The sequence below is a fragment of the Salinibacter grassmerensis genome, assembly GCF_947077765.1.
GTDB lineage: Bacteria > Bacteroidota > Rhodothermia > Rhodothermales > Salinibacteraceae > Salinibacter > Salinibacter grassmerensis.
In genome coordinates this window covers 15499-35475 of record NZ_CAMTTF010000003.1, presented here as the reverse complement: position 1 = coordinate 35475, position 19977 = coordinate 15499, and the positions used below count along the sequence as shown (strand labels likewise).

The following is a 19977-nucleotide window of genomic DNA, read 5'->3' as shown; positions in this document are numbered from 1 at the left end:
CCTCACGGACGAAAGTCAAACTCCAGCTGGCCGCCTGCCTCTTCGCCCTCGGTGAGTGAGGAAACGCTGATCCCCAGAAGCCGAACGGGCTCTTTCGGGGGGTGAGGGCGTTGCAGGAGACGCTCCGTCATGATCATGAGCTCGTCCTTTGCGCGAAGGGGCCGTTCCACCGTCGTCTGTCGGGTGGACACCTGGTGGTCGTGGCTCTTAAGCTTGAGGGTTACGGTTCGTCCCTTCCGCTTCGCTTTTCGAAGACGTTGAGCCACCCTCTCGGCGATCGGGGACAGCCGTTCCAGCATCTTCCCCGTCTCGGCAATGTCCTCCGAGAAGGTTCGTTCGGCCCCCACCGACTTGCGGTCCCGATCGGGCTGAACGGGCCGGTCGTCGGTTCCCTCCGCGAGCTTCTTGAAGTGACGCCCCCGCTTGCCAAAGTGGTGGACGAGTTTTCGCTCCGCGATCGCCTGTAGGTCAGCCCCAGTCTGAATTCCCATCCCCCGCATCTTCTCCGCGGTGACCGGCCCGATCCCATGAAATTCCTCGATTGACAGTTGGGCGATGAACTTCATCTGCTCGTCGGGACGGATCACGGTAAGCCCGTCCGGTTTGTCTTGGTCGGAGGCCACCTTCGCGACAAACTTTCCGGGCCCCACCCCCGCGGAGGCGGTGAGCCCGGTCTCCTCGTAGATTTCGTCGCGGAGGCGACGGGCAATCAAGGTGCCCGACGGCAGCCCCTTCTTCGGCTCCGTCACGTCCAGGTACGCCTCGTCGAGCGAAAGCGGCTCGACCAGATCGGTATACCGCCGAAGGATCTTCCGAATACGCTTCGACTCCTCCTGGTACACGTCCATGCGGGGAGAAACGAAGATGAGATCAGGGCACTTCCGATCGGCCTCCACCGCCGGCTGCGCCGAGTGCACGCCGTAGGGCCTGGCCTCGTAGCTGGCCGTCTGGACCACCCCCCTGGGAGGGTTGCCCCCGACCGCGATGGGCCTCCCGCCGTATTGATCCGGAAAGTCACGCTGCTCGATCTGGGCGTAGAAAGCGTCCATGTCCACGTGGACAATTCGGCGGGGGTCTTTTTGCGTGTCCCCTCCAGACGTGCCGTCGGTGTCGTGGCCGCTCATCGTTAAGGAGTTCAGAAGAGATGGGGGATACGCACCAGGAAGCTCTCCGCGGTGGGGGCATGTCCAGCAGCCCATTCGGTGTGGGCTCCGCTTCTGGCTTGCCGTGACTCACGTCCACCCTGCGGAACCGCCCTGGGGCCGATGATCTCAAGTCTTCCGCTTGGGCCACAGAATACGCACCAGTCCGCTGCCGTCTAGAGTTTCCGCTCTATCACACATGCTTTGTCTTGGGGCGACTGTAGTATGGTCTACACGAGAATTGACTCAAGTGCTCCGACAGATTCCCGCGAGGTCTTCTACAGGCAGACCGGTGCACATATGCATGATAAAATTTATTATCACAGTTCTCTGCTTCTGCTGAGGGGCTTTGGAATCCTCAGGTCAGTCGTGGGCGGGTGTCACATCCACGGCAGGTTCAGGGGAATCTCTCTCGCGCAGCGATCAACCCCACATCCGTCTCTGTGCCCAACGGCAGCGGGCAGTCTGATCAGCGTTCCAGGTGATCGAGCGTGTGTCCGGCGTCGTCCGCCCACTCACTCCATCCGTTGCTCGATCGGCCAAGCACGACACCGGAGGCAGCGCTCGGCGAATTGAAGGCGTGGTTCTCCCGAAAGACGAGCCGGTCGTCCTGGCGTTGCAAAACCCCATCTGCCCGGAGATTCTTCCGCCGTCGCTCGATCGCCTCTGGGGCTGATGGGGTCGTCTCCAAACGGGCCGTCGATCCTTCAAAGACCACGAGACCATCCTCCGTGTACTCGCCCGTGGCCTTCGCGCCGTTTCCCTGACAGTACAGTTTGGTCTGCCCGTTGCTGGTATCCTTCTCCGTGGGCAGCGGGTTGAGAATTGGAAAGCCAAGCATTGAAAGAAGCGTCTCGATGGTCCCGAAGTTGTCCCGCAGCTCTGCCAGCATCGCCTCGGGAATGTGCGGCTCCGCGGGCGTCTGGGTGTTTTGAAGCCGGAAGCGCTGGGCCTTCTGCGCCGTGCGGATGCAGTCGTATTCCAGACGCCGGGCGTGGGCCTTTGTGAAGCTGCGGGTCTTCGACGTGATGGTGACGGCGGTCGTCCAGAAGTCTTTTCGCCGGTGATGCCCGACGATGCGCTGTAGGCAGTTCTCCGCCTCTCCAACATACGCCGGGGGTTTGCTCGCGTCGTCCCCGACCTCGCCAAACAGGAAGTACACCCCAACCCGATGCACCTCGTCGCGTTGTTCGGCCACGCCGAGCTTCTGACGGGGAATCTGCACCGCCTGCACGGTGCGACTGGTGATTTCGGCGACCCGGAGGCTCTGGGCATTCCCGTCGGGAAGAAAGATCTGTACCGTCTTCGGGCGGGCGTCATCCATGAGAACTCAGGGGTCGGGGGATTAAATACAACGTTAGGCGGAGGCCCAGACCGGGAATCAGGCACGGCCGAGGGTTCCTCGGGCCACTTGTTCCTCGTCTAGTGGCAGAGATCACTCTGCGGACGAGCGGAGACGAGATCGATGGTGCGGATGGACACAGGTCCGTGTGCGAACGGACCATCCTGAACGAACACGAGGAAGCTTCCTATTGCCCTCGTAGTCGGCCGAACGTACAGATTGTCGTACGCGAAAACGGAGGCGTTGAAATGACAAGGAGAAACACCTCTTGTTCTCCACCAGGACTTCCAAAGTGGGAAGGCGACCCAGTTCTCACGAACACACATGAGTCAGCGGCACCGCTCCAAGGCTGCTCCCGAAGAGACCCGTGATTTTACAGCGCACCGTGCAATAACAGCGTTAACGTCTGGAAAGATTTGGGCTAACACGTCTTTGCGGTTATGAGGCAGATCGGAGGCCCGCTCCGCCATAGAGCGCAAGCCCCGTGTACGCCACAGATCTACCGCGGTGGCCTTGACCTGCCGACCGTAGGTGCGGGTCAGAAGAAGAGTTGAAGCTCCCCTCGTGTCTATGTGGCCTCTTCTATTTTCTTGGTGGGGGACCGGGATCACTCGCCTGAGGGCGCGCATGCCATCTACGGTCCCCAAATCAAGGCATTCAGGGCACGCAGACGCCGCATGGGTCAGCTCAACGCAAAGGTGTACCAACAGCTTCTCGAGCTCGAGCGGCAGCCTCGTCCCTGCCTCCTAACCCTCCCAGAGACCGTCGTCGCCGCAAAGACAGTTCAGCGCGTCGATGACCGATCGGCCTCTATGCCTACAGTGCGCGTGATCAGTGCCGGCGGCGAAGAGAGGGACATTCCACTCCGCCTTATCGAGGGCATCGACATTCCGGCATGATGGATTTCCCCTGGCAACGGCATGGCTGGTCAATCGCCGTCGTGGCCTCTCGAGGAGATGGCTTTTCCCTTGATTGAGTACGATGACTACGTTGTCACCCCCCAACTGTCTTTCGAGCAAAAGTCCCTCTCTTCTTCCCCCTTGTGCTCATTCCGACCCCTTCTCCACCGGACGTCCGCCTACCGGTCGTGCGAACGGTTGCCGTGTTGCTCACCGCTGCCCTCCTGCCACTAGCCGCCGAGGCCCAGGTGCTCGACACGCTAGAGACAACGTCCGACTCGGTGGACTACGAGGTCGAGACGTACTTCGTCAAGGTAGACACCGCGTCGTTCTTCAAGCCGCACGACGACAAGAAGGCCGTTCGGGCCCTCATCAACCGGACAGGACGAGGACGGTGCAGGGTGGTTACCGTAGTGCGCGCAGTCGACCAGCGGAGGGCAGAAACCCTCGCAGAACGCTACGACGGAGACGCTATCAACACACGCCTCATTGTACGATGCGCACCGCCCCACCCCACCCAGTCGTCCGTCCCCACCCTAACCTCGAACCGAGAATGGGACGAATGAGTCACCGACCCACGCAGCAGCCTGTCTTGATCTTCAAATGGGGTACGGAAAGACGCATCTCTTCTCGGCAACGGCTCCGTGGTGACGATTCCTGTCTGGACTGCGTCCCATTCGACTCACCGGCCCAGCTGGTCCGACGACCCAGAGAGCCCGCGGGTCCAGGGAATGCGGCTCCTCGAACATCATCGAGAACGGCGGGAATCACTTCGGAGAGAAGCACACGAGCGGTTCCATCGCCTTCCAACCGCCATCCGGGAGATCCTAGAGATCGATCATTGGGCAGCGCTTGCTGAGGTCTCAGCCACCTGTGGTGTCCTACTTGCCGACGACATTGATCGACAGTGGCGCGTTGATGGCCGATCCGGAGATGGTGTTTTGCCGAGACAAGGTGGTTGCGTCCAGGACGAGGATACGATCCTTCCGCCACTCGGTCACAAATATATTGTTGCCCTTCGGCCCTACGCCCACCAGCTCAAGACCTACCGTCGTACGGGTGACAGGCTCAATTGTCTTCTGCGTCCCAGCCCCAAGCACTCCAGTCGACGAGTTGAATGAGAACCGTTCCACGTAACCCGTTCCCGTAAAGTCTCCGACGCTGCTCACCACGTATACGGCGCTGCCACCGGAGTTGAAGTCGGCGGAGTGAGCAAGGGAAGCTGTTCCCTGACCATGTGCCGCGAGGTTCTGCGTATTCGCCACGTTCATGCTTGCCGTGGTGAACGTCTGGGCCGTCCCGAGCGTGTTCACGACGATTCCGGCCTGGCTCCCAGGAGCACAGTGAACGTTCTGAGGCGGACCAGATGTCTGGAACGAATCGCCGGTGTCGGTGAGCTGCTGTTGGTCATCAATCTTGAGTTTACGCACAGCCCGCTGGCTCCCCGTGCCATTCATCGCAACGAGCACCGTCGATTCGTCGTCGCAAACGTCGACCGTCGGGCTAGACCCCGGCCCTAGGTTAAGCACATCCTCCTCCGACTGAGCAGCAGGAACTGCGCTCGAGACCAGGATGTCGCCCGACCCCAACGCGTCTCGGCCCGTACCTACGATCGTCAGGGCATTTACCTCTGCCATGTCGGTGGCGATGTAGGACACCGTTGTCGGCGTTCCCTCCAGCGTAGGTGGCGACCCGATGTCTACCACGTGGATAGTGGTCTGCCCCTGCGCAACGTCGCCCCGCACGTAGCCCATCTGACCGTCTCGGCGAAGCAGGATTTCACTGGCCCCCCTACTTACGTTCGGGATGGAAACACTTCCTTGAATGGTGCTCGTGCTAGGCTCGAAAGCTGCCACCTCGCTTGTGTCTTCGCTCCCGACGAGTGCCATCTCTTGTGGATTGCAGGCGCAGAGGACGAGACAGACGGCGGCAACAATCAGAACAGAGGGGACCGCCTCGGTGCTCGTGTCAGGGGCCGTAGTTTTAGGGCTGGACTGGCCGGTCATAGACTCAAAGGTGAGATGCACACGGGGCAGACGCGGACGGACTTGAGCAGGACACCAAGCGCCCTCCAGCGGCCCTCAGGGCTTGGTGGAAGGCCTTGGGATTTACGGAGACACGTCAGCTCTGTGGGTCTAACGTCCTTCCCAGAACGCCCAGCGACCTCACTGCTTGTGATGGGCCGAGTGATGACTGACCAGGAAACGACTCGCAAGCCTGGCCCAATATTGAGAGGCCTTCTCGGAGAACGCTTGTAGAACGCCGCAGGACCTCATCGCAGGTCCGAAAAGCTCTCGGAGCACAGTCGGACACGAGAGGCCATTGAGATGGGGCGACTGCTCAATTATTGCTCAAATGAGAGCAGTCACACCCGATTGAGGTGGCAGTAGCCAGTCTCCGCGCAAGGCCCTTTTAAACACGAAAAGCCCCTCAGCAGACGCTGAGAGGCTTTTTGTCGGGGCGGTGGGGGAGGGATTTGAACCCCCGGGACCCGCGAGGGCCCTCCGGTTTTCGAGACCGGTGCATTCAACCAGGCTCTGCCACCCCACCGTGAATGTCGATAGTGCCGTACATCGTGCCACAGGCCACGTTCCACTCATCGTGCGCGGATCGCAGCTAAATCACTGTGAACCGTTCCGCCCCGCTGCACAATTCGTCCTCGATCCGATCCACGGCCTCAAGGGCCAAGCATCAGCCCATGCGCCATACAGGGCGGTGCCGTAAAGAACACCGCCTGATCGTAGAGACTGAGACCAATGGGGCGCAGAGGCATGCGTGGCGTCCAGTCGTTGACTCATTCCTCCGCCACTCCCGTCAGCGACTTGTCCTCCCGACTTGCGCCGTCGGCCCGCCGAAATCTCAGCCCCGCCCTGCACTCGGCGGACGCCCCAAATCAACGTTCGGGCCGGAACGATCGCTACTCTAGGCGGTCGCGGACAAGGGCCGGAACGTCATCCAGCACCGAGTCGAGGGCCTCAGGGTCGCGCCCACCAGCCGATGCTAGAGACGGGCGCCCGCCCCCACCGCCCCCGAGCCGGTCGCCCAGCGTCCCGACAAGGTCTCCGGCCCGCACCTCCCCCTCATCGAGGAGGTCGTCGGCCACCGTGGCCACCACGTACGCCTTCTCTCCGTCCTCTCCCACGCTGCCGAGGACACCAACCGTCCCCTCACCCAGCTTGTCGCGGAACTGCTGCCCCAGTTCCTGCAGGTCGTCCATGCTTGCCCGATCGAGCCGACCGGTAACGACCGTCACCTGGTCCACGGCGGTCGCGTTCTCCGCAATGAAGGTCTCCAACTGATCCGAGAGCTGACCGCGGCGCAGTTGATCAACCTCTTTCTCCAGGCGGTCGCGCTCCTCCTGCACCTCCGCAATGGCCTCCGGCAGAGAGGTGTGCAGGGACCGAAACTGTCGGCGGGCCCGCGACAGCGTGTCGAGCTCAGACGCCACGTGCTCCAGCGCCGCCGCCCCGGCCACGGCCTCCACACGGCGCACGCCCGAGGCCACCGAGCCCTCGGACACGAACCGGAAGAGCCCGATCTCCCCAGTGGCATCGACGTGGGTCCCCCCACACAGCTCCATGGAGAAGTCCGGATCGAAGGTAATGACGCGCACCCGATCCCCGTACTGCTCGTCGAACAGGGCCGTCGCGCCGCGGTCCAGCGCCTCGTCGATGGGCATGTCACGCGCCTCCTGCTTCGAAATGTTTTGCTGAATCGCGGTGTTCACCCGACGCTCGATGTGACGCAGGGTATCCTCCTCGACCGCATCGAAGTGGCTAAAGTCGAACCGGAGCCGGTCCGGCGCCACGAGCGATCCCTTCTGCTGCACGTGGTCCCCCAGCGTCTCACGCAAGACGGCGTGCATCAGGTGAGTGGCCGTGTGGTGGGCCCGGATGTGATTGCGTCGCTCCGCGTCCACCACCGCCTCCACCGGGCCGTCCAAATGCTCTGGCAGGGCATCCACCGTGTGCGCGATGCGCTCGCTCGCACGCTGGGTGTCGAGCACTCGCACCTGCTCGTCCCCAAATCGGAGCGTGCCGGTATCCCCCACCTGCCCCCCCGCCTCGGCGTAAAAGGGGGTGCGGCTTAGCTCAACCTCGTACTGTTGGGCGTCATCGCTTTCCACCACCCGCACCGCACGAACCTCGGCATCAGGGACGGCCTCCTGATCGTACCCGACGAAAACGGACGCCTTTCCCTCCGACACCGGCTGCCAAGCATGCACATTGCTCTGGTCCACCGCAAAGTCGGAGGCGGCGCGCGCACGCTCCTGCTGCCGGTCCATGAGCGTTTCGTACCCCTCCATGTCCACATCCAGGCCTCGCTCGCGGGCCATCAGCCGCGTGAGATCGACCGGGAACCCGTACGTGTCATGGAGGAGAAACGCGATCTGTCCCGGGAGTGTCCCGCTACGGGCCGTACGGGCAAAGCCGCGCAGGATGTCGTTCTCGTCGTCGGTATCGACGTACGCTTTCTCCAGCAGATCCATCGCACGGGGGTCCTCTCGAAGCTCGCCGAGAAGATGATCGGTGCCCTCCCCGTCCGTGTTCTGAAAGCTAGTGACGTGGGGCACCACGCGCTCGAAGAACTCAATGCCCGTGCCCAGGGTCTCCAGGAAGCTCTCCTCCTCGGACCGGATCGCCTGCTCGATGAACTCCTGCTGCTCGACGAGCCCATCGAACTGGCCGCCCATCTTTTCAATCAGCGGGTCGACGAGGCGGTGTAGAAACGGCTCGTCCAGCTCGAGGGTCTGGTAGCCGTAGCGGACGGCCCGGCGCAGGATGCGGCGGATGACGTATCCTCGCCCCTCGTTGCTCGGCATCACGCCGTCGGAGATGGCAAAGGCGATGGCACGGATGTGATCGGCCACCACGCGAAGGGCAATTCGCACGCGTTCGCGCTCGTCGTCGTCTTCGATGTGCAGGTCGTCGTAGCCTCGGATCTCCTCACGCGGAGAAAGATCGGCCATGGCCTGCAGGAGCGGCGCGAAGAGGTCCGTGTCGTACGTCGATTCCTCGCCCTGCAGCACGGCCACCATGCGCTCGAAGCCCATCCCCGTGTCCACGTGCTGGTCGTCAAGCGGCTCCAGGCTGCCGTCGGGCTGTGCGTTGTACTGAATAAAGACGAGATTCCATAGCTCCATCACCTGCGGGTGGTCGGCGTTCACCAACTCACGCCCTGGCGTCTCCTGTCGGGCCTCCGGAGGGCGCAGGTCCACGTGAAGCTCCGAGCACGGGCCGCAGGGGCCGGTGTCGCCCATCATCCAGAAGTTTTCCTTCGACGGTTCGTAGAGGACTCGCTCCTCGGGGAGCGGCGTCTCCGAACACCACAGGTCGTACGCCTCCGCATCGGCCGAGAGGCCGAAGTCGTCGTCGCCCTCGTGCACCGTGGCGTACAGTCGCTCCGGCGACAGGCCCCACCGCTCCACGAGTAGCTCCCACGCCCACCGGATGGCCTCGGCCTTGAAGTAGTCGCCGAAGCTCCAGTTGCCCAGCATCTCGAAGAAGGTGTGGTGGTACGTATCGTGTCCCACTTCCTCCAGGTCGTTGTGCTTGCCGGAGACCCGCAGGCACTTCTGCGTGTCGACGGCCCGTGAGTACGGCCGCTGCCCAGATCCCAGGAATACATCCTTGAACTGGTTCATGCCGGCGTTCGTGAAGAGCAGGGTGCCGTCCCCGTCCGGCACGAGGGACGCGCTGGGGACAACCTCGTGACCCTTCGCCCGAAAAAACTGCAGAAAGTCCTCCCGGATCTCTTCGGAAGAGCGGGACGGGTCGGCAGACGACTGGAGGTGGGGATTCATCGCGTCGTGGGACATTCGATTTTGGCTGATTGGATAAGTCGTACAGATTTCGGAGTCAGCGAAGTATGCCCGACCACCTCAAGTAATGGTTGGGGTTTTGCTCAAGCTCTCCGCTTTCTGACGCGCGTGCAGAGCAGGCACACACGGCATTACGGTTCCTTGCAGTGGCCAGGTCTTGGAGGCTTTACGAGTGTACGTGTCCGAGTGCTCGTATGTACGGCTGAAGTCGTCGAGGATTCCCAAGCGAGGTCGTCCTTTCAGACGGCGCAATTGCGGTTAGCTGCTCGGGCTGGCCGGTGAGACGAACCGGTTCTCGGCCACGTACCAGCGCCAGGGGCGCTCCACCCCCTTGGAGATGCCGATGCGTGACGACTGTGCGACCCGCTCGTCCTCGACTGAGGCCCCGTCGGTAAAAAACAGCGGGCGGGCCGTCAGGCGCGTCTTGTGAGCGTCGCCGTCGATGCCAAACGCTTCCGCCAGCTTCCCCGGCCCATTCGTTAGATTCACCTTGCGGTCCACGCCCCGCTCTTTTCGCATGTCGTCGATGCCCGCTTCGGGCTCCACCCCTCGAATCAGCACGGCTCCCGCCGTGCCCTCCGGCTCCGTCACCACGTTGAGGAGCCAATGGATGCCGTATATGAGATACACGTACGCGGTGCCCGGTGCGGCAAACAAGTCTTGGCCCCGTCCCTGTCCCACCACCTCACCGGTCTCTGGGTCACGCGAGAGGTGGGAGGCGTGGCAGGCGGGATCGTCCTCCGTGTAGGCTTCCGTCTCCACGATCCGTCCCACGATGCGAGTGCCCGTCGGGGCCTCGTGGACGAGACGAGCGCCGAGTAGGTCCCGAGCGACGGAGACCGTCGGCCGGTTGAAAAAGGACGCAGGGAGGGGCTCCATGTCAATATGAACAGTTGGTGGGGTGGTCGGTAGATCCAGGCGGCATAGATGCTCGCGGACTTTTCGCCCAATCGGTGTTATGCCTTCTCCTTCCTCAACGGCGACCGTCATGGACGCGGCGTTCGAAGCCTATGCGTTCGACACGCTCGTTCTCGACGTGCCCGACGCGCACCTCCATCTCCAGCCCCACGACGAGGCCAACCGTGTCCAGGTCCACGGCACAGTGCCAAAGGCCGCCCCAGACACCGCCCGTAGGTTGTTTGACCAGAAGGAAATCTCCGCCCAACAGTCGGGCGACCGGTTGTACGTTTCTGGGCATCGCGTTTCTGGCGGAATTTCGGACTGGCGCCGGCATCACCATCACCCGACGGCCGTCCGCCTCAACGTCTTCCTTCCGCCCAGTCTCAACGTGACCGCCCAGGCTTCGGGGGGAGCGGTCGAGGTCTCCGACTTGGCCGGCAGCGTTGCCCTGACCGTACCGGGCGGTTCGGTGCACGCCAGCGGGCTGGCGGGGCCGCTCCAGATTCAGGGAAGCGGCGGCGACCTCACGGTTCAGGACGGCACCGATGCCGCCCTGAACGCTCAGTGGGCAGCCGGCACCGTCCGCCTCGAACGCCTCCAGGACATGTCCGTCACCCTGCAGGCGCGGTCCTCCCCCACGACCGTTGAGGACCTGAGCGGATCCGCCGACCTGTCGGTCCACGGCGCGGCGCTGACCCTGCGAGGCCTGACCGGGCCCTGCGAGGCCCAGGTCCAGGGCGGGGCGCTCACCTATCGGGGAGCCCCCACCCAGGCCACCACCCTTCAGTCCATCGGCGGCCCCCTCCGAATGCATCTCCCTTCTGACCAGGCCGCTGCCCTTGTGCTTTCGGGTTCTCGCGCAACCCTCGACGACGACTTTGCGTTCGAGGGGACACAAACGGCCCACCGTGTCGAAGGCCGGCTCAACGGAGGAGGGGCCTCGTTCGAGGGCCGAGCCGTTCAGGGAACGGCGCAGTGTCGCGCAGTGTCCAGGGCATAGTTGTCCGTGGGGCCTCGCCCGTCAGGGGGTACGCTCGATGGCCAGCGCCACACCGCCGCCCGTGCCGTGGCAGATGGAAGCCATGCCCATCGTCTCGTCGCGTTGCCGCAGGGCATGAAGGAGCGTCACCGTAATTCGTGTCCCCGACGCCCCGATGGGATGGCCGAGCGCGATTGCGCCGCCGTGCACGTTCAACCGGTCGTAGGGCACGTCGAGCTCGCGGTGAAAGAGGATGTTGTTGATCGCAAAGGCCTCGTTGTTTTCGAAGAGGTCGTAGTCGTCCAGCGTCGTGTCGGTCGCGTCGAGCACATTGTGAACCGCCGGAATGGGCGCCTCCGGAAAGCGCCACGACTCGCGTGCCGACCAGCCGCCGCGATGCACCTTCGCAAGCGGCGTGAGGCCGTGTGCGTCCACCGCATCGGCGCTGGCGAGAAGCACCGCCGCGGCCCCGTCGGAGATTTGACTGCTGTTGCCCGCCGTCAACACGCCGTCCTCCGCGAAGGCCGGTCCCAGGTTTGCAAGCCCCTCCGCCGTCGTGCCCGGACGGATGCCCTCGTCCGTCTCCAGCGTCTCGGGCCCCGACCGCGTGTCGTACTCCACCGGGGTAATTTCGTCATCGAAGCGACCGGCATCCGTCGCCTCGGCGGCACGCTGTTGGGAAGCGGCCGCAATCTCGTCAAGCGCCGCCCGCTCGATGTCGTGCTCCGCACAGAGCCGTTCGGTTTGCTCGCCCATAGCGTTGCCGGTCTCCGGATCACTGAGGCCATCGCGATGCATGACATCCTGCAGCTGCTCTCCCCCCGGCGAGAACGTGTAGCCCCACCGCGCATCGGAATCTAGATAGAAGCCCGCGTCGGACATCGCCTCGGTGCCGCCCGCAAGGATGAGGTCGGCCTCTCCGGCCTTGATCATCGTCGCCCCGTTCATGATCGACATCATGCTAGAAGCGCACACCATGTCCACGGCATACCCGTCGACACTCTCGGGAATCCCCGCCTGAAGGGCCGCCTGACGCGGCACCAGCTGGCCCTGCCCCGCCCGGAGCACGTTCCCAAAAATGTAGAGGTCGAGCCCCCCTCCATCGACCTCGGCACGGTCGAGCACCGCCCGCATGACCGGCGCGGCAAGGTCGACGGGAGAGTGGCTTTTAAGGGCGCCGCCGAGGCGGCCCATCGGAGTCCGGGCAGCCGCGGCGATGTAAACATCACGCATAGCGAAGCAACAGAGTTGTTGAGAAAGCAGAAATGAGAGGACGGAGAAACGGGCGCATCAGCCCTCTCCGTCGGTTCGGAGCTGATCTCGAAGTGCCTCCGGGGCGGTGACGGGCGCCTGGCACCGGAATGCCTCACAGACGTACGCGGCGGCCTGTCCATCGACGGGCGTCTGCGACTCCGTAAACGGGGCGAGGGACGTGATGTCCGCGTCGCCGGGGGGGCGACGCAGCGTGACCGTGGTTGGGGTGTAGGTGTCCCGAAGCACACGAATCAGGGCATTGGTGTCGTCCGAATCGGGCTCGCCCACCACCACGACCTCCCGCGGGGTGCCCAGCGCCCAATGCAACCCCGAGAGCATCGCCGTGAACCCGGTCGGCCGGCGCCGGGCGGTAGCCCCGGCCCACCGGCTCAACGCCGCCGCCCGCTCCTCAAACTCGGTGCGGTCGGTGAAGCGAGCCAGCCGCAACAGGTTCATCAGCTGCACCGAGTTGCCGGACGGCAGGGCACCGTCGTTCGCCTCCTTCGGGCGCACGATGAGGGCCTCTCCATCCTCGGGAGTCATGTAAAAGCCGCCGCCCTCGGCGTCCCAGAAGCGATCCAGGGCCGCCTCCATGTGCTCGACCGCCGCCCGGAGCCAGTCGGTGTCGAGCGTCGTCTCGTACAGCTCCAGGAGTCCCCAGATCAGAAACGCGTAGTCGTCGAGGGTGGCCTGGATGCCAGCCTCGCCCTCCCGGTACCGGTGGAGCAGGCAACCGTCCGCGTCGTGCATCGTGTCGAGCACAAACCGACCCGTCTGAACGGCGGCCTCCTCAAAGGTGGGCTCGTCAAAGACGCGGGCGGCCTTCGCGAGCGCCGCCGTCATGAGACCATTCCAGTCCGTCAGCACCTTGTCATCGAGGCCGGGGCGCGGACGCTCGGATCGGGCGTCAAGCAGGGCACGGCGGGCCGTGTCGAGGCGATCCCGGAGCGTCTCCACGTCCGTCCCTCGCTGCTCAGCCGCCGCGGCGAGGGACTGCTCGCGGTGCAGCACGTTTTTCCCGGTCCGCTCGCCCGTCCCCTCCTCCTGGTAGTTGCCCTCCGGAGACATGTTGTAGACGTCGATCACGAGGTCCGCCAGGGCCGGCTCCAGGCGCTCTCGAATGTCTTCGATCGACCAGACGTAAAACGCCCCCTCTTCCATGTCGCCCTCCGCATTCAGGCTGTCGGCGTCCTCGGCGGAGAAGAACCCGCCATCCGGGGCCTGAAGGTCGCGGAGAACGTACGTGAGCACCTCGCGGGCCGTGCGTTCGTACCGGTCGGTGCCGGTTGCCTGGTAGGCCTCCGTGTAGGCCAGGACGTGCATGGCCTGGTCGTACAGCATCTTCTCGAAGTGGGGCAGCTTCCACTGCTGATCGGTGGAGTACCGGTGGAAGCCGTACCCCACCTGGTCAAAAAGGCCACCCCACCGCATCCGGTCGAGCGTCGTGGTGACCAGATCGAGGGCCTCCTGCTCCCCCGTTCGGTGCCAGTGACGAAGCAGGAAAAGCAAGTTGTGCGGCGCCGGGAACTTCGGGGCCGACCCGAATCCGCCGTGCGTCCGGTCGAACTGCTGAGAGAGCTGTCGCGCCGCCTCGTCGAGGAGCGTCGGCCCGGGCGCATCCCCGTCCGTCTGATCGTCTCCAACGCTTTGGAGCCGGTCGGTGACCTGCTCCGCGTCGTCGAGAAGCTTCGCCCGGTCGTCGCTGTTCCAGAGCTGCCTGACCCGGGGCAGGAGGTCCATGAGGCCCGTCCGCTGAAAACGCCCTTCCTTTGGCAGGTACGTCGCCGCGAAGAAGGGCTTCCGGTCGGGGGTCAGGAGCACGGTCAACGGCCATCCGCCCTGCCCCCGCATCATCTGGCAGACGTCCATATAGATGCTGTCGACGTCGGGGCGCTCCTCGCGGTCCACCTTGATCGGCACGAAGCCGTCGTTGAGGAGCGTCGCCACGTCGTCGTCCTCAAAGGACTCCCGCTCCATGACGTGACACCAGTGGCACGTCGAGTACCCGATGGACAGGAAGATCGGCTTGTCCTCTTCGCGCGCCTTCGCAAACGCCGCTTCGCCCCACGGGCGCCAGTTAACAGGGTTGTCCTTGTGCTGGCGCAGATATGGGCTCTGCTCGTCGGCGAGGCGGTTGGGCATGGCGTCAGTGTGTCGGTGAACCTGAGTACGTGAACACGCTCTCTGGGCGCTACAAGATCTGGCCGAAGTGGACGGCGTTCAGGAAGAGGCCGTTGGTGCCGTACCAGAAGGCCCGGAAGTTGGGATTATCCATAAAGAGAATGACCTGACCACCGCCCACCTCATGGGCCTCGATGGACGCGGCGCCACGGGCCTGGGCCTCTTGCTCGTCGGAGAGGTAGCCGCTCAGGCGCGGCGTGGCGTCGTAGGTGCCCACGCTCGCCCCCGGCTCATCGCTTGGGTCGTAAAAGCCCGTTCCCACGCGGAAGACAGGCACGCTCTCGTCGTAGCCGTAAGCGACCGGGTGAGTGGGGTCGAGGTTCGTTTCGAAGATGGAGCCGCCAATGCCCTGCGCCCCATAGGCATTGTCCAGGTCCGCGTACGACTGATTCTGAACCAGCGAATCCACGTCCAGCTCGCGCTCCTCCAGGTCCACCATGCCCTGTTCGATGGGCCACTCCACAGCGTCCTCCACGCCAATGAGCGTACCGCCGTTCTGGACCCAGGTCTCGATGTCGTCGGTGGGCAGGTCGTCGAAGCTGCCACCGGCCAGCACCATGGTGTTGTAGCGGTCGAGGTCCGCGTACTGCACGTCGGACAGGTCGACCAGGGACACCGGCACGTTCATGCGCTCGCTCAGGAGGTGCCAGGCCTCCCCTGCGTTGTAGGGGCTCGTGCCGCTGTACCGCGAGCCGCCGCCCGTTCCCGTGACAATCGCGACCTTGGGCGGACTCAGAATCGGGGAGTTGCGACTCCCAAGATCCGGCCCCTGCGGGGTCATCCCCTGATCCACGGCGTAGACGTTGACGTAGTCGTTCTCGGCAATGCGCTGAACGACCTGATGGATGCTGTCCGCGGCCACGCCACGCTGTTCCACCTGCACGACAATGGCGCCCCGGTCAAAAGACTGAGACGATCCGTTGACGCGCGCCGTGAACGGGTCGGTCATCACGCGGGGGCGGATGTCGTTGTTGTGGAGGCGCTGCACAGCCCGCGGGGCATAGTACCTCCCCCAAGGCAACACGTAGGTGTACTCGGAGCGGCCTCCGACGACCTCGCCGCTCTCGTAGCTCGGGTCCTGAATTCGCTGCCCCTGCGCCGGCGCGTCGGAGACAGACGCGTGCTCCACGCCGAAGGCCAGCGGCAGGCTCCAGGTCGACACGTCGTAGAAGATTGAGTCGGGGTACGAAGAGGTACGCTCCATGGCCGCCTTCACGAAGCGGCCCTGCGGCTGGTCGAGCGGAACCATGTAGGCGTCGCCGGGCCGAAAGGTGTTTCCGTCGGCCTGGACCGACTCGTCGAGATCAAACATCTGGACCTCGTGGCGGTCGAGCACCTGCGCCAGGGCCCGGGCCCGGGTGGGCTGTGACGACCGGTCGACGAGGAAGGCCTCGGTGTCGGTGTCCTGGAGCGCCTCGTCCCGGTTGGCAAAAAAGTCGCGCTGATACTCCAGCAGGTCGGTCCGCATTTCCACGACGGCCTTCATCGTCGAGAGCGAAGTCATGAACTGGTTTCGCACCGTAAAGGGGTAGGTCAGCTCGCCCTTGCTCGTCTCCTGTACCAGGGCCCGCGAGGACGCCTGCTCGAAGAGAATCCCAATCGAGCCGTTGATGTCGGGGTACGTCGACCCCTTTCCGTAGTAGAAGTCGTCGAACGTCTCTCGGGTGTAGTAGAGAGACCCGATCTGATCGAGGTACTCGCCGTGGCGTTCCGCGATGCGCCCGGTCAGCTCCTGATTCACCTCCGGGGTGTTGGGGTTCGTGCGGCTCTGCACGCCCGGCTGGAAGAAGTAGGTCGCCTCCGATCCCATCTCGTGGTAGTCCGTGAGCACCTGCGGCTTCCAGTCGTGGAAGTAGTCGAGCCGTCCCTGCGAGGACGGGTGCTGTGCGGGCAGCCAGTCTCGATTCAGGTCGAACCAGTAGTGGTTGGTGCGCCCCCCCGGCCAGGACTGGTTGTGCTCGCGATCCTGCGGGTCGGCCGTTGGCGTGCCCCCGCGGTTGCCGTTGACCCAATCCACGAAGCGGTCGCGCCCGTCGGGATTGAACATCGGATCGATGAGGGTGACCGCGTTTTCGAGGGCCGCTTCCACATCGGGCCCACGGCCGGCCGCCATGTGGTACAGGAGCAGAATCGCGGCCTCCGTGCCGCTTGCCTCGTCGCCGTGGATGCTATACCCCATGAGAACGACGGCCGGACGGTCCTGCAGGTCCTCGTCCGACACCTGGTTCGGCGCGGTGGTGGCACGCCGGTTGGCGCGTTGGATCTGGTCCAGGTTTTCCTGATGGTCCGTGCTCGTCACGACGGCGTGGATGAGCCGCCGCCCCTCGTAGGTGCGGCCGTGCTCCCGAAGCTGCACCCGGTCGCTCGCCTCCGCCACCGCCTCAAAGTAGCGCACGACCTGGGCCGGACGGGTGTGGCGCGTCCCAATTTCGTGGCCGATGACCTCCGTGGGGGTGGGAATGGCATCGTTATAGCTGTCGGTCCCTGGGAGGGGGGTATCCATGGCGAGCGGGAGGTCCTGACCGGACACCGGCGCCGCCACGAGACAGAGGCCGATGAGAATGGCCCCGAGAACCACGAGGCGCCGAAGAGAAGATCGAAGAGACATCAGTACGTGAGAGGGTCCAATGCGAAGGCAGAGCGAAGGGGAACTGACCGTGAACGCATTATACCGATTCGTCACGGCAGGTGAAATGACAGCCTCGTGAAAAGAGGACCGTACTCGTCGGACACTCTTTCCAGGACTAGGTCCCGACAGGGACACTGAGGCCCACGTGCACGTCCATCACATTTGTGTGGGTCGGTCCCGGGCGCAAGAGTTGATCGATAGCGTCAAAGAACGGATACGCGTTGTTTTGCCGGAGGTGGTCCTTGGGGTCGCAGTCCACAGCACGGGCCTTGTCGGTTGTTCTGGGGGTTGCCCAGGCCCCCGCTGCATCCGTCGGGCCGTCGATGCCATCGGTTCCGCCGCTCAGAAGCACCGTCGGCTGAGGCGCGTCTTCGAGGGCGAGGGCGCCCCCCAGCGCCACTTCTTGGTTGCGCCCACCGGTCCCGTCGCCCGTGACCGTGACCGTCGGCTCCCCGCCCCACAGCCAGCAGGTTGGGGTGTCGGGGTCCGCCTGGAGCATGGCCTGGACGTGCGCCTTGCCCAGCGACCGCGCCTCCCCGTCCACCTCCTCCGTAACCTGTCGCACCGCATACCCGCGAGCCTCCGCTGCCTCCCGGGCCGCTGCGAGGGCCGTCCGGTTGGTTCCCACCAGCGTGTTCGTCGTACGCTCGAAGCAGTCCGCCCCCAGGCCGGGGGTCTCCGGGCGACGCCCCCGTGCACCCGTGCTGAAATGCGTGCGCACCGGGCCGGACACCTCGGTCCACAGGTCCCGCGTGTAAAGCACGCGCATGGCGTCCTCGTACGTGGTGGGGTCGGGCACGGTGGGCCCACTTGCAATAACAGACGCATCGTTCCCGACGACGTCGGAGACAATGAGGCTGCCGACGTCCGCCGGGGCCGCCGCCCGCGCCAGCTGGCCTCCCCCAACCTGCGTCAGGTGCTTGCGCACTGCGTTCATCTGGTGGACGTTCACCCCGCTCTGCAACAGAAGGTGGTAGGTGCGCTTCAGATCCGCGAGGGCCATGTCCTCCGCCGGCAGCGTGCCGAGGGCCGTGCCGCCCCCCGACACCAGCACGAGAAGCAACTCGTCGGCCCCCGCGGCCTCGGCCTGCTCCACGATTCGTCGGGCCCCTCGCACCCCCGCCTGCGTAGGGAGCGGGTGGCCGCCTTCCAGCACGGTCCCGGCCATCGGGGCCGGGCACGACGCCGGAAGATGCTCGGGGTACCCCTCCGGCACGATGGCATATCCGTCCGTCATGGCGTCGCCGAGCACCTGCTCGACCTGCCCCATCATCGCCATCGCGGCCTTTCCGAGTCCGACGATGCGAATCCCATCGTAGTCGTCCAGCGGTCGGGGCGCCCACGCGGCCGGGTTGGTCGACTCAAGCAGGCGGGGGGCCTGCACGCGGCGGACGGCCGCCTGAAAGAGCGCTTTCGCGTCCGAGATGACAGGGTCTAGGGGAGAAGCGTGAGGCACAGGCAAAGGCTGTCTTGAGAAACTTGATCGCGGGGTCCTACGGGACACCGAGCAGTGTTGTCCGGGAGGATGTCATCGGTGAGAAACTGACGGCGGTCCGACTCCTCTTCGCCCCCATTGCGTGGGGGGAAAGAACTCCGCAGCGGTTTTGATGGTCGGCCCCTGGGACGAAACCTCTTCGGGCATATCTGATGTTAAGCTTCGGTGTAGCTCAGTCTAGACCTGTCAAGGTGAATCAGTTTCTATGTCCTCCCCTCCCGATGACGATCCCGCCACGGGCACGGCCGACTCGGAGGTCTCGGAGACGGCACAGCCGCCCGCGGTCCCCCAGACGTGTGCCAACTGCGGACGGACCTTCATTGGCAAGTACTGCCCGGGCTGTGGACAGCGGGCAGAATCGGAACTCTCCATCCTCCATATCCTCGGGGGGTTCGTCCGGGAACTCGTCGACACGGACCGTGGGCTCTGGCGCACCTTCAGGGACCTCACCCTCCGTCCTGGTACAGCTGTACGGGGATACTTGGCAGGGTCACGACGTCCATTCACGAGTCCAGGGCGATATCTCCTGGTCGGCGCACTCGTCGTCACGGTCATCTCTACGACGCTACAGGGGATTGGGGCCTCGGGCTCGAACATCGGACGGCTCGCTGTGCCGGCTGCGAATGGCTTTGAAGACGCAATGCAGGATTCAAGTGAAACAACACCACTCGAAGGGACCGCGTGGCGCGCGGCCGTTCAGGATCTCGAACAGTTCGGCGCGTACCCTGCGTTGGTGCTCGTGCTGATCGCGGGGCTCGTCGGGCTCCTTTACTGGGTCCTGTTCCGGCGAAACACGAACTTTCCCGCCGAGGCCTTCGCCGTCGCAACGTACGCCACCGCCCACGCGGTCATCCTCTTACAGTGTGCCGACTTCATTTTCGGACTCCTCGAACACTATGGAGCACCGGGGTCTCGAATCTCAACAGTGTTCAAGTGGGCCTCACAGATGATTCTTCTTGTCTATCCGGGCCTTCTCACATACGGGTGCTTTGGCGCGAACGTGTGGAACGGCGTAAAGGGAAGCCTCGGGTTTGCATGGGGGTTCATCGAAGCCCCCCTAGTGGCACTTGCAGGCCTCGCAGGGTACACCAAATGGCTCCACTGGACCCACCCGGACGCCTACTCCGGAGACGGACCGGTGGCCGTCGTCGCTGTCATTTCCACCGCCGTTCTGCTTCTCGTACACGGGATCCTCGAGTATGCCCGCTATCGATACGGAGGCCGCTCGGAATAACACGTGGTTCGGGAATTCAGCCGCCCCACGTTTGGACCCCACGGAACCGCGTCGGAGCTGAAAAGTGAAGGCGCCGCACGTACTTTTGAGATGCGCCGCCC

Annotated in this window: 13 protein-coding genes and 1 tRNA gene; 4 read left to right on the top strand and 10 right to left on the bottom strand. The window is 64.2% G+C overall.

The genetic code is table 11. From position 1 onward, the window contains the following. Positions 1–2 precede the first annotated feature (2 nt). Positions 3–1124, bottom strand: coding sequence for a DNA polymerase IV (gene dinB, locus OJB03_RS07450; RefSeq protein WP_263786279.1), 1122 nt, complete (start codon positions 1122–1124; stop codon positions 3–5). Between the two features lie 487 nt (positions 1125–1611). Then, a complete protein-coding gene (locus OJB03_RS07445; RefSeq protein ID WP_263786277.1) occupies positions 1612–2466 on the bottom strand; it encodes a GIY-YIG nuclease family protein in 855 nt (284 codons plus the stop codon). A gap of 695 nt (positions 2467–3161) precedes the next feature. Between OJB03_RS07445 and OJB03_RS07440 the strand changes: the two genes are divergently transcribed. Both OJB03_RS07440 and OJB03_RS07435 read left to right on the top strand, forming a co-directional pair. Further along, positions 3162–3383, top strand: a complete 222-nt coding sequence (locus tag OJB03_RS07440) for a hypothetical protein (protein ID WP_263786276.1) — start codon at positions 3162–3164, stop codon at positions 3381–3383. Positions 3384–3571: 188 nt separating this feature from the next. Continuing rightward, on the top strand, positions 3572–3949 hold the full coding sequence (locus tag OJB03_RS07435; RefSeq protein WP_263786275.1) for a hypothetical protein: 378 nt from the start codon (positions 3572–3574) through the stop codon (positions 3947–3949). Between the two features lie 315 nt (positions 3950–4264). Here the strand turns inward: OJB03_RS07435 and OJB03_RS07430 are convergent, their stop codons facing one another. From OJB03_RS07430 to OJB03_RS07415, 4 genes are all read right to left on the bottom strand, one after another. After that, positions 4265–5272 (bottom strand): hypothetical protein, encoded by a 1008-nt coding sequence (locus tag OJB03_RS07430; RefSeq protein ID WP_263786274.1) that lies wholly within the window; start codon positions 5270–5272, stop codon positions 4265–4267. A gap of 572 nt (positions 5273–5844) precedes the next feature. Next, positions 5845–5933, bottom strand: a tRNA-Ser gene (locus OJB03_RS07425). Between the two features lie 367 nt (positions 5934–6300). Beyond that, positions 6301–9201: an alanine--tRNA ligase gene (alaS, locus tag OJB03_RS07420; protein WP_263786273.1), complete on the bottom strand. Its 2901-nt coding sequence runs from the start codon at positions 9199–9201 to the stop codon at positions 6301–6303. 261 nt (positions 9202–9462) lie between these two features. Continuing rightward, entirely contained in the window at positions 9463–10083 is a 621-nt protein-coding gene (locus tag OJB03_RS07415; RefSeq protein ID WP_263786271.1) for a DNA-3-methyladenine glycosylase, read from the bottom strand. A gap of 79 nt (positions 10084–10162) precedes the next feature. On the opposite strand from OJB03_RS07415, the gene OJB03_RS07410 reads away from it, so the two are divergent. Continuing rightward, positions 10163–11104 (top strand): DUF4097 domain-containing protein, encoded by a 942-nt coding sequence (locus OJB03_RS07410; protein WP_263786270.1) that lies wholly within the window; start codon positions 10163–10165, stop codon positions 11102–11104. 21 nt (positions 11105–11125) lie between these two features. Here the strand turns inward: OJB03_RS07410 and OJB03_RS07405 are convergent, their stop codons facing one another. From OJB03_RS07405 to OJB03_RS07390, 4 genes are all read right to left on the bottom strand, one after another. Beyond that, on the bottom strand, positions 11126–12316 hold the full coding sequence (locus OJB03_RS07405) for a thiolase family protein (protein ID WP_263786269.1): 1191 nt from the start codon (positions 12314–12316) through the stop codon (positions 11126–11128). 57 nt (positions 12317–12373) lie between these two features. Continuing rightward, complete coding sequence (locus OJB03_RS07400; RefSeq protein ID WP_263786268.1) at positions 12374–14479, bottom strand: thioredoxin domain-containing protein; 2106 nt, start codon at positions 14477–14479, stop codon at positions 12374–12376. 49 nt (positions 14480–14528) lie between these two features. Continuing rightward, complete coding sequence (locus tag OJB03_RS07395; RefSeq protein ID WP_263786266.1) at positions 14529–17126, bottom strand: M14 family metallopeptidase; 2598 nt, start codon at positions 17124–17126, stop codon at positions 14529–14531. A gap of 136 nt (positions 17127–17262) precedes the next feature. Then, positions 17263–18603 carry a glycerate kinase type-2 family protein gene (locus tag OJB03_RS07390; protein WP_263786265.1) on the bottom strand — a complete coding sequence of 447 codons (1341 nt, stop codon included), beginning with the start codon at positions 18601–18603 and terminating at the stop codon, positions 17263–17265. 244 nt (positions 18604–18847) lie between these two features. Between OJB03_RS07390 and OJB03_RS07385 the strand changes: the two genes are divergently transcribed. Beyond that, on the top strand, positions 18848–19876 hold the full coding sequence (locus tag OJB03_RS07385) for a DUF3667 domain-containing protein (RefSeq protein ID WP_263786264.1): 1029 nt from the start codon (positions 18848–18850) through the stop codon (positions 19874–19876). Positions 19877–19977: the final 101 nt, after the last annotated feature.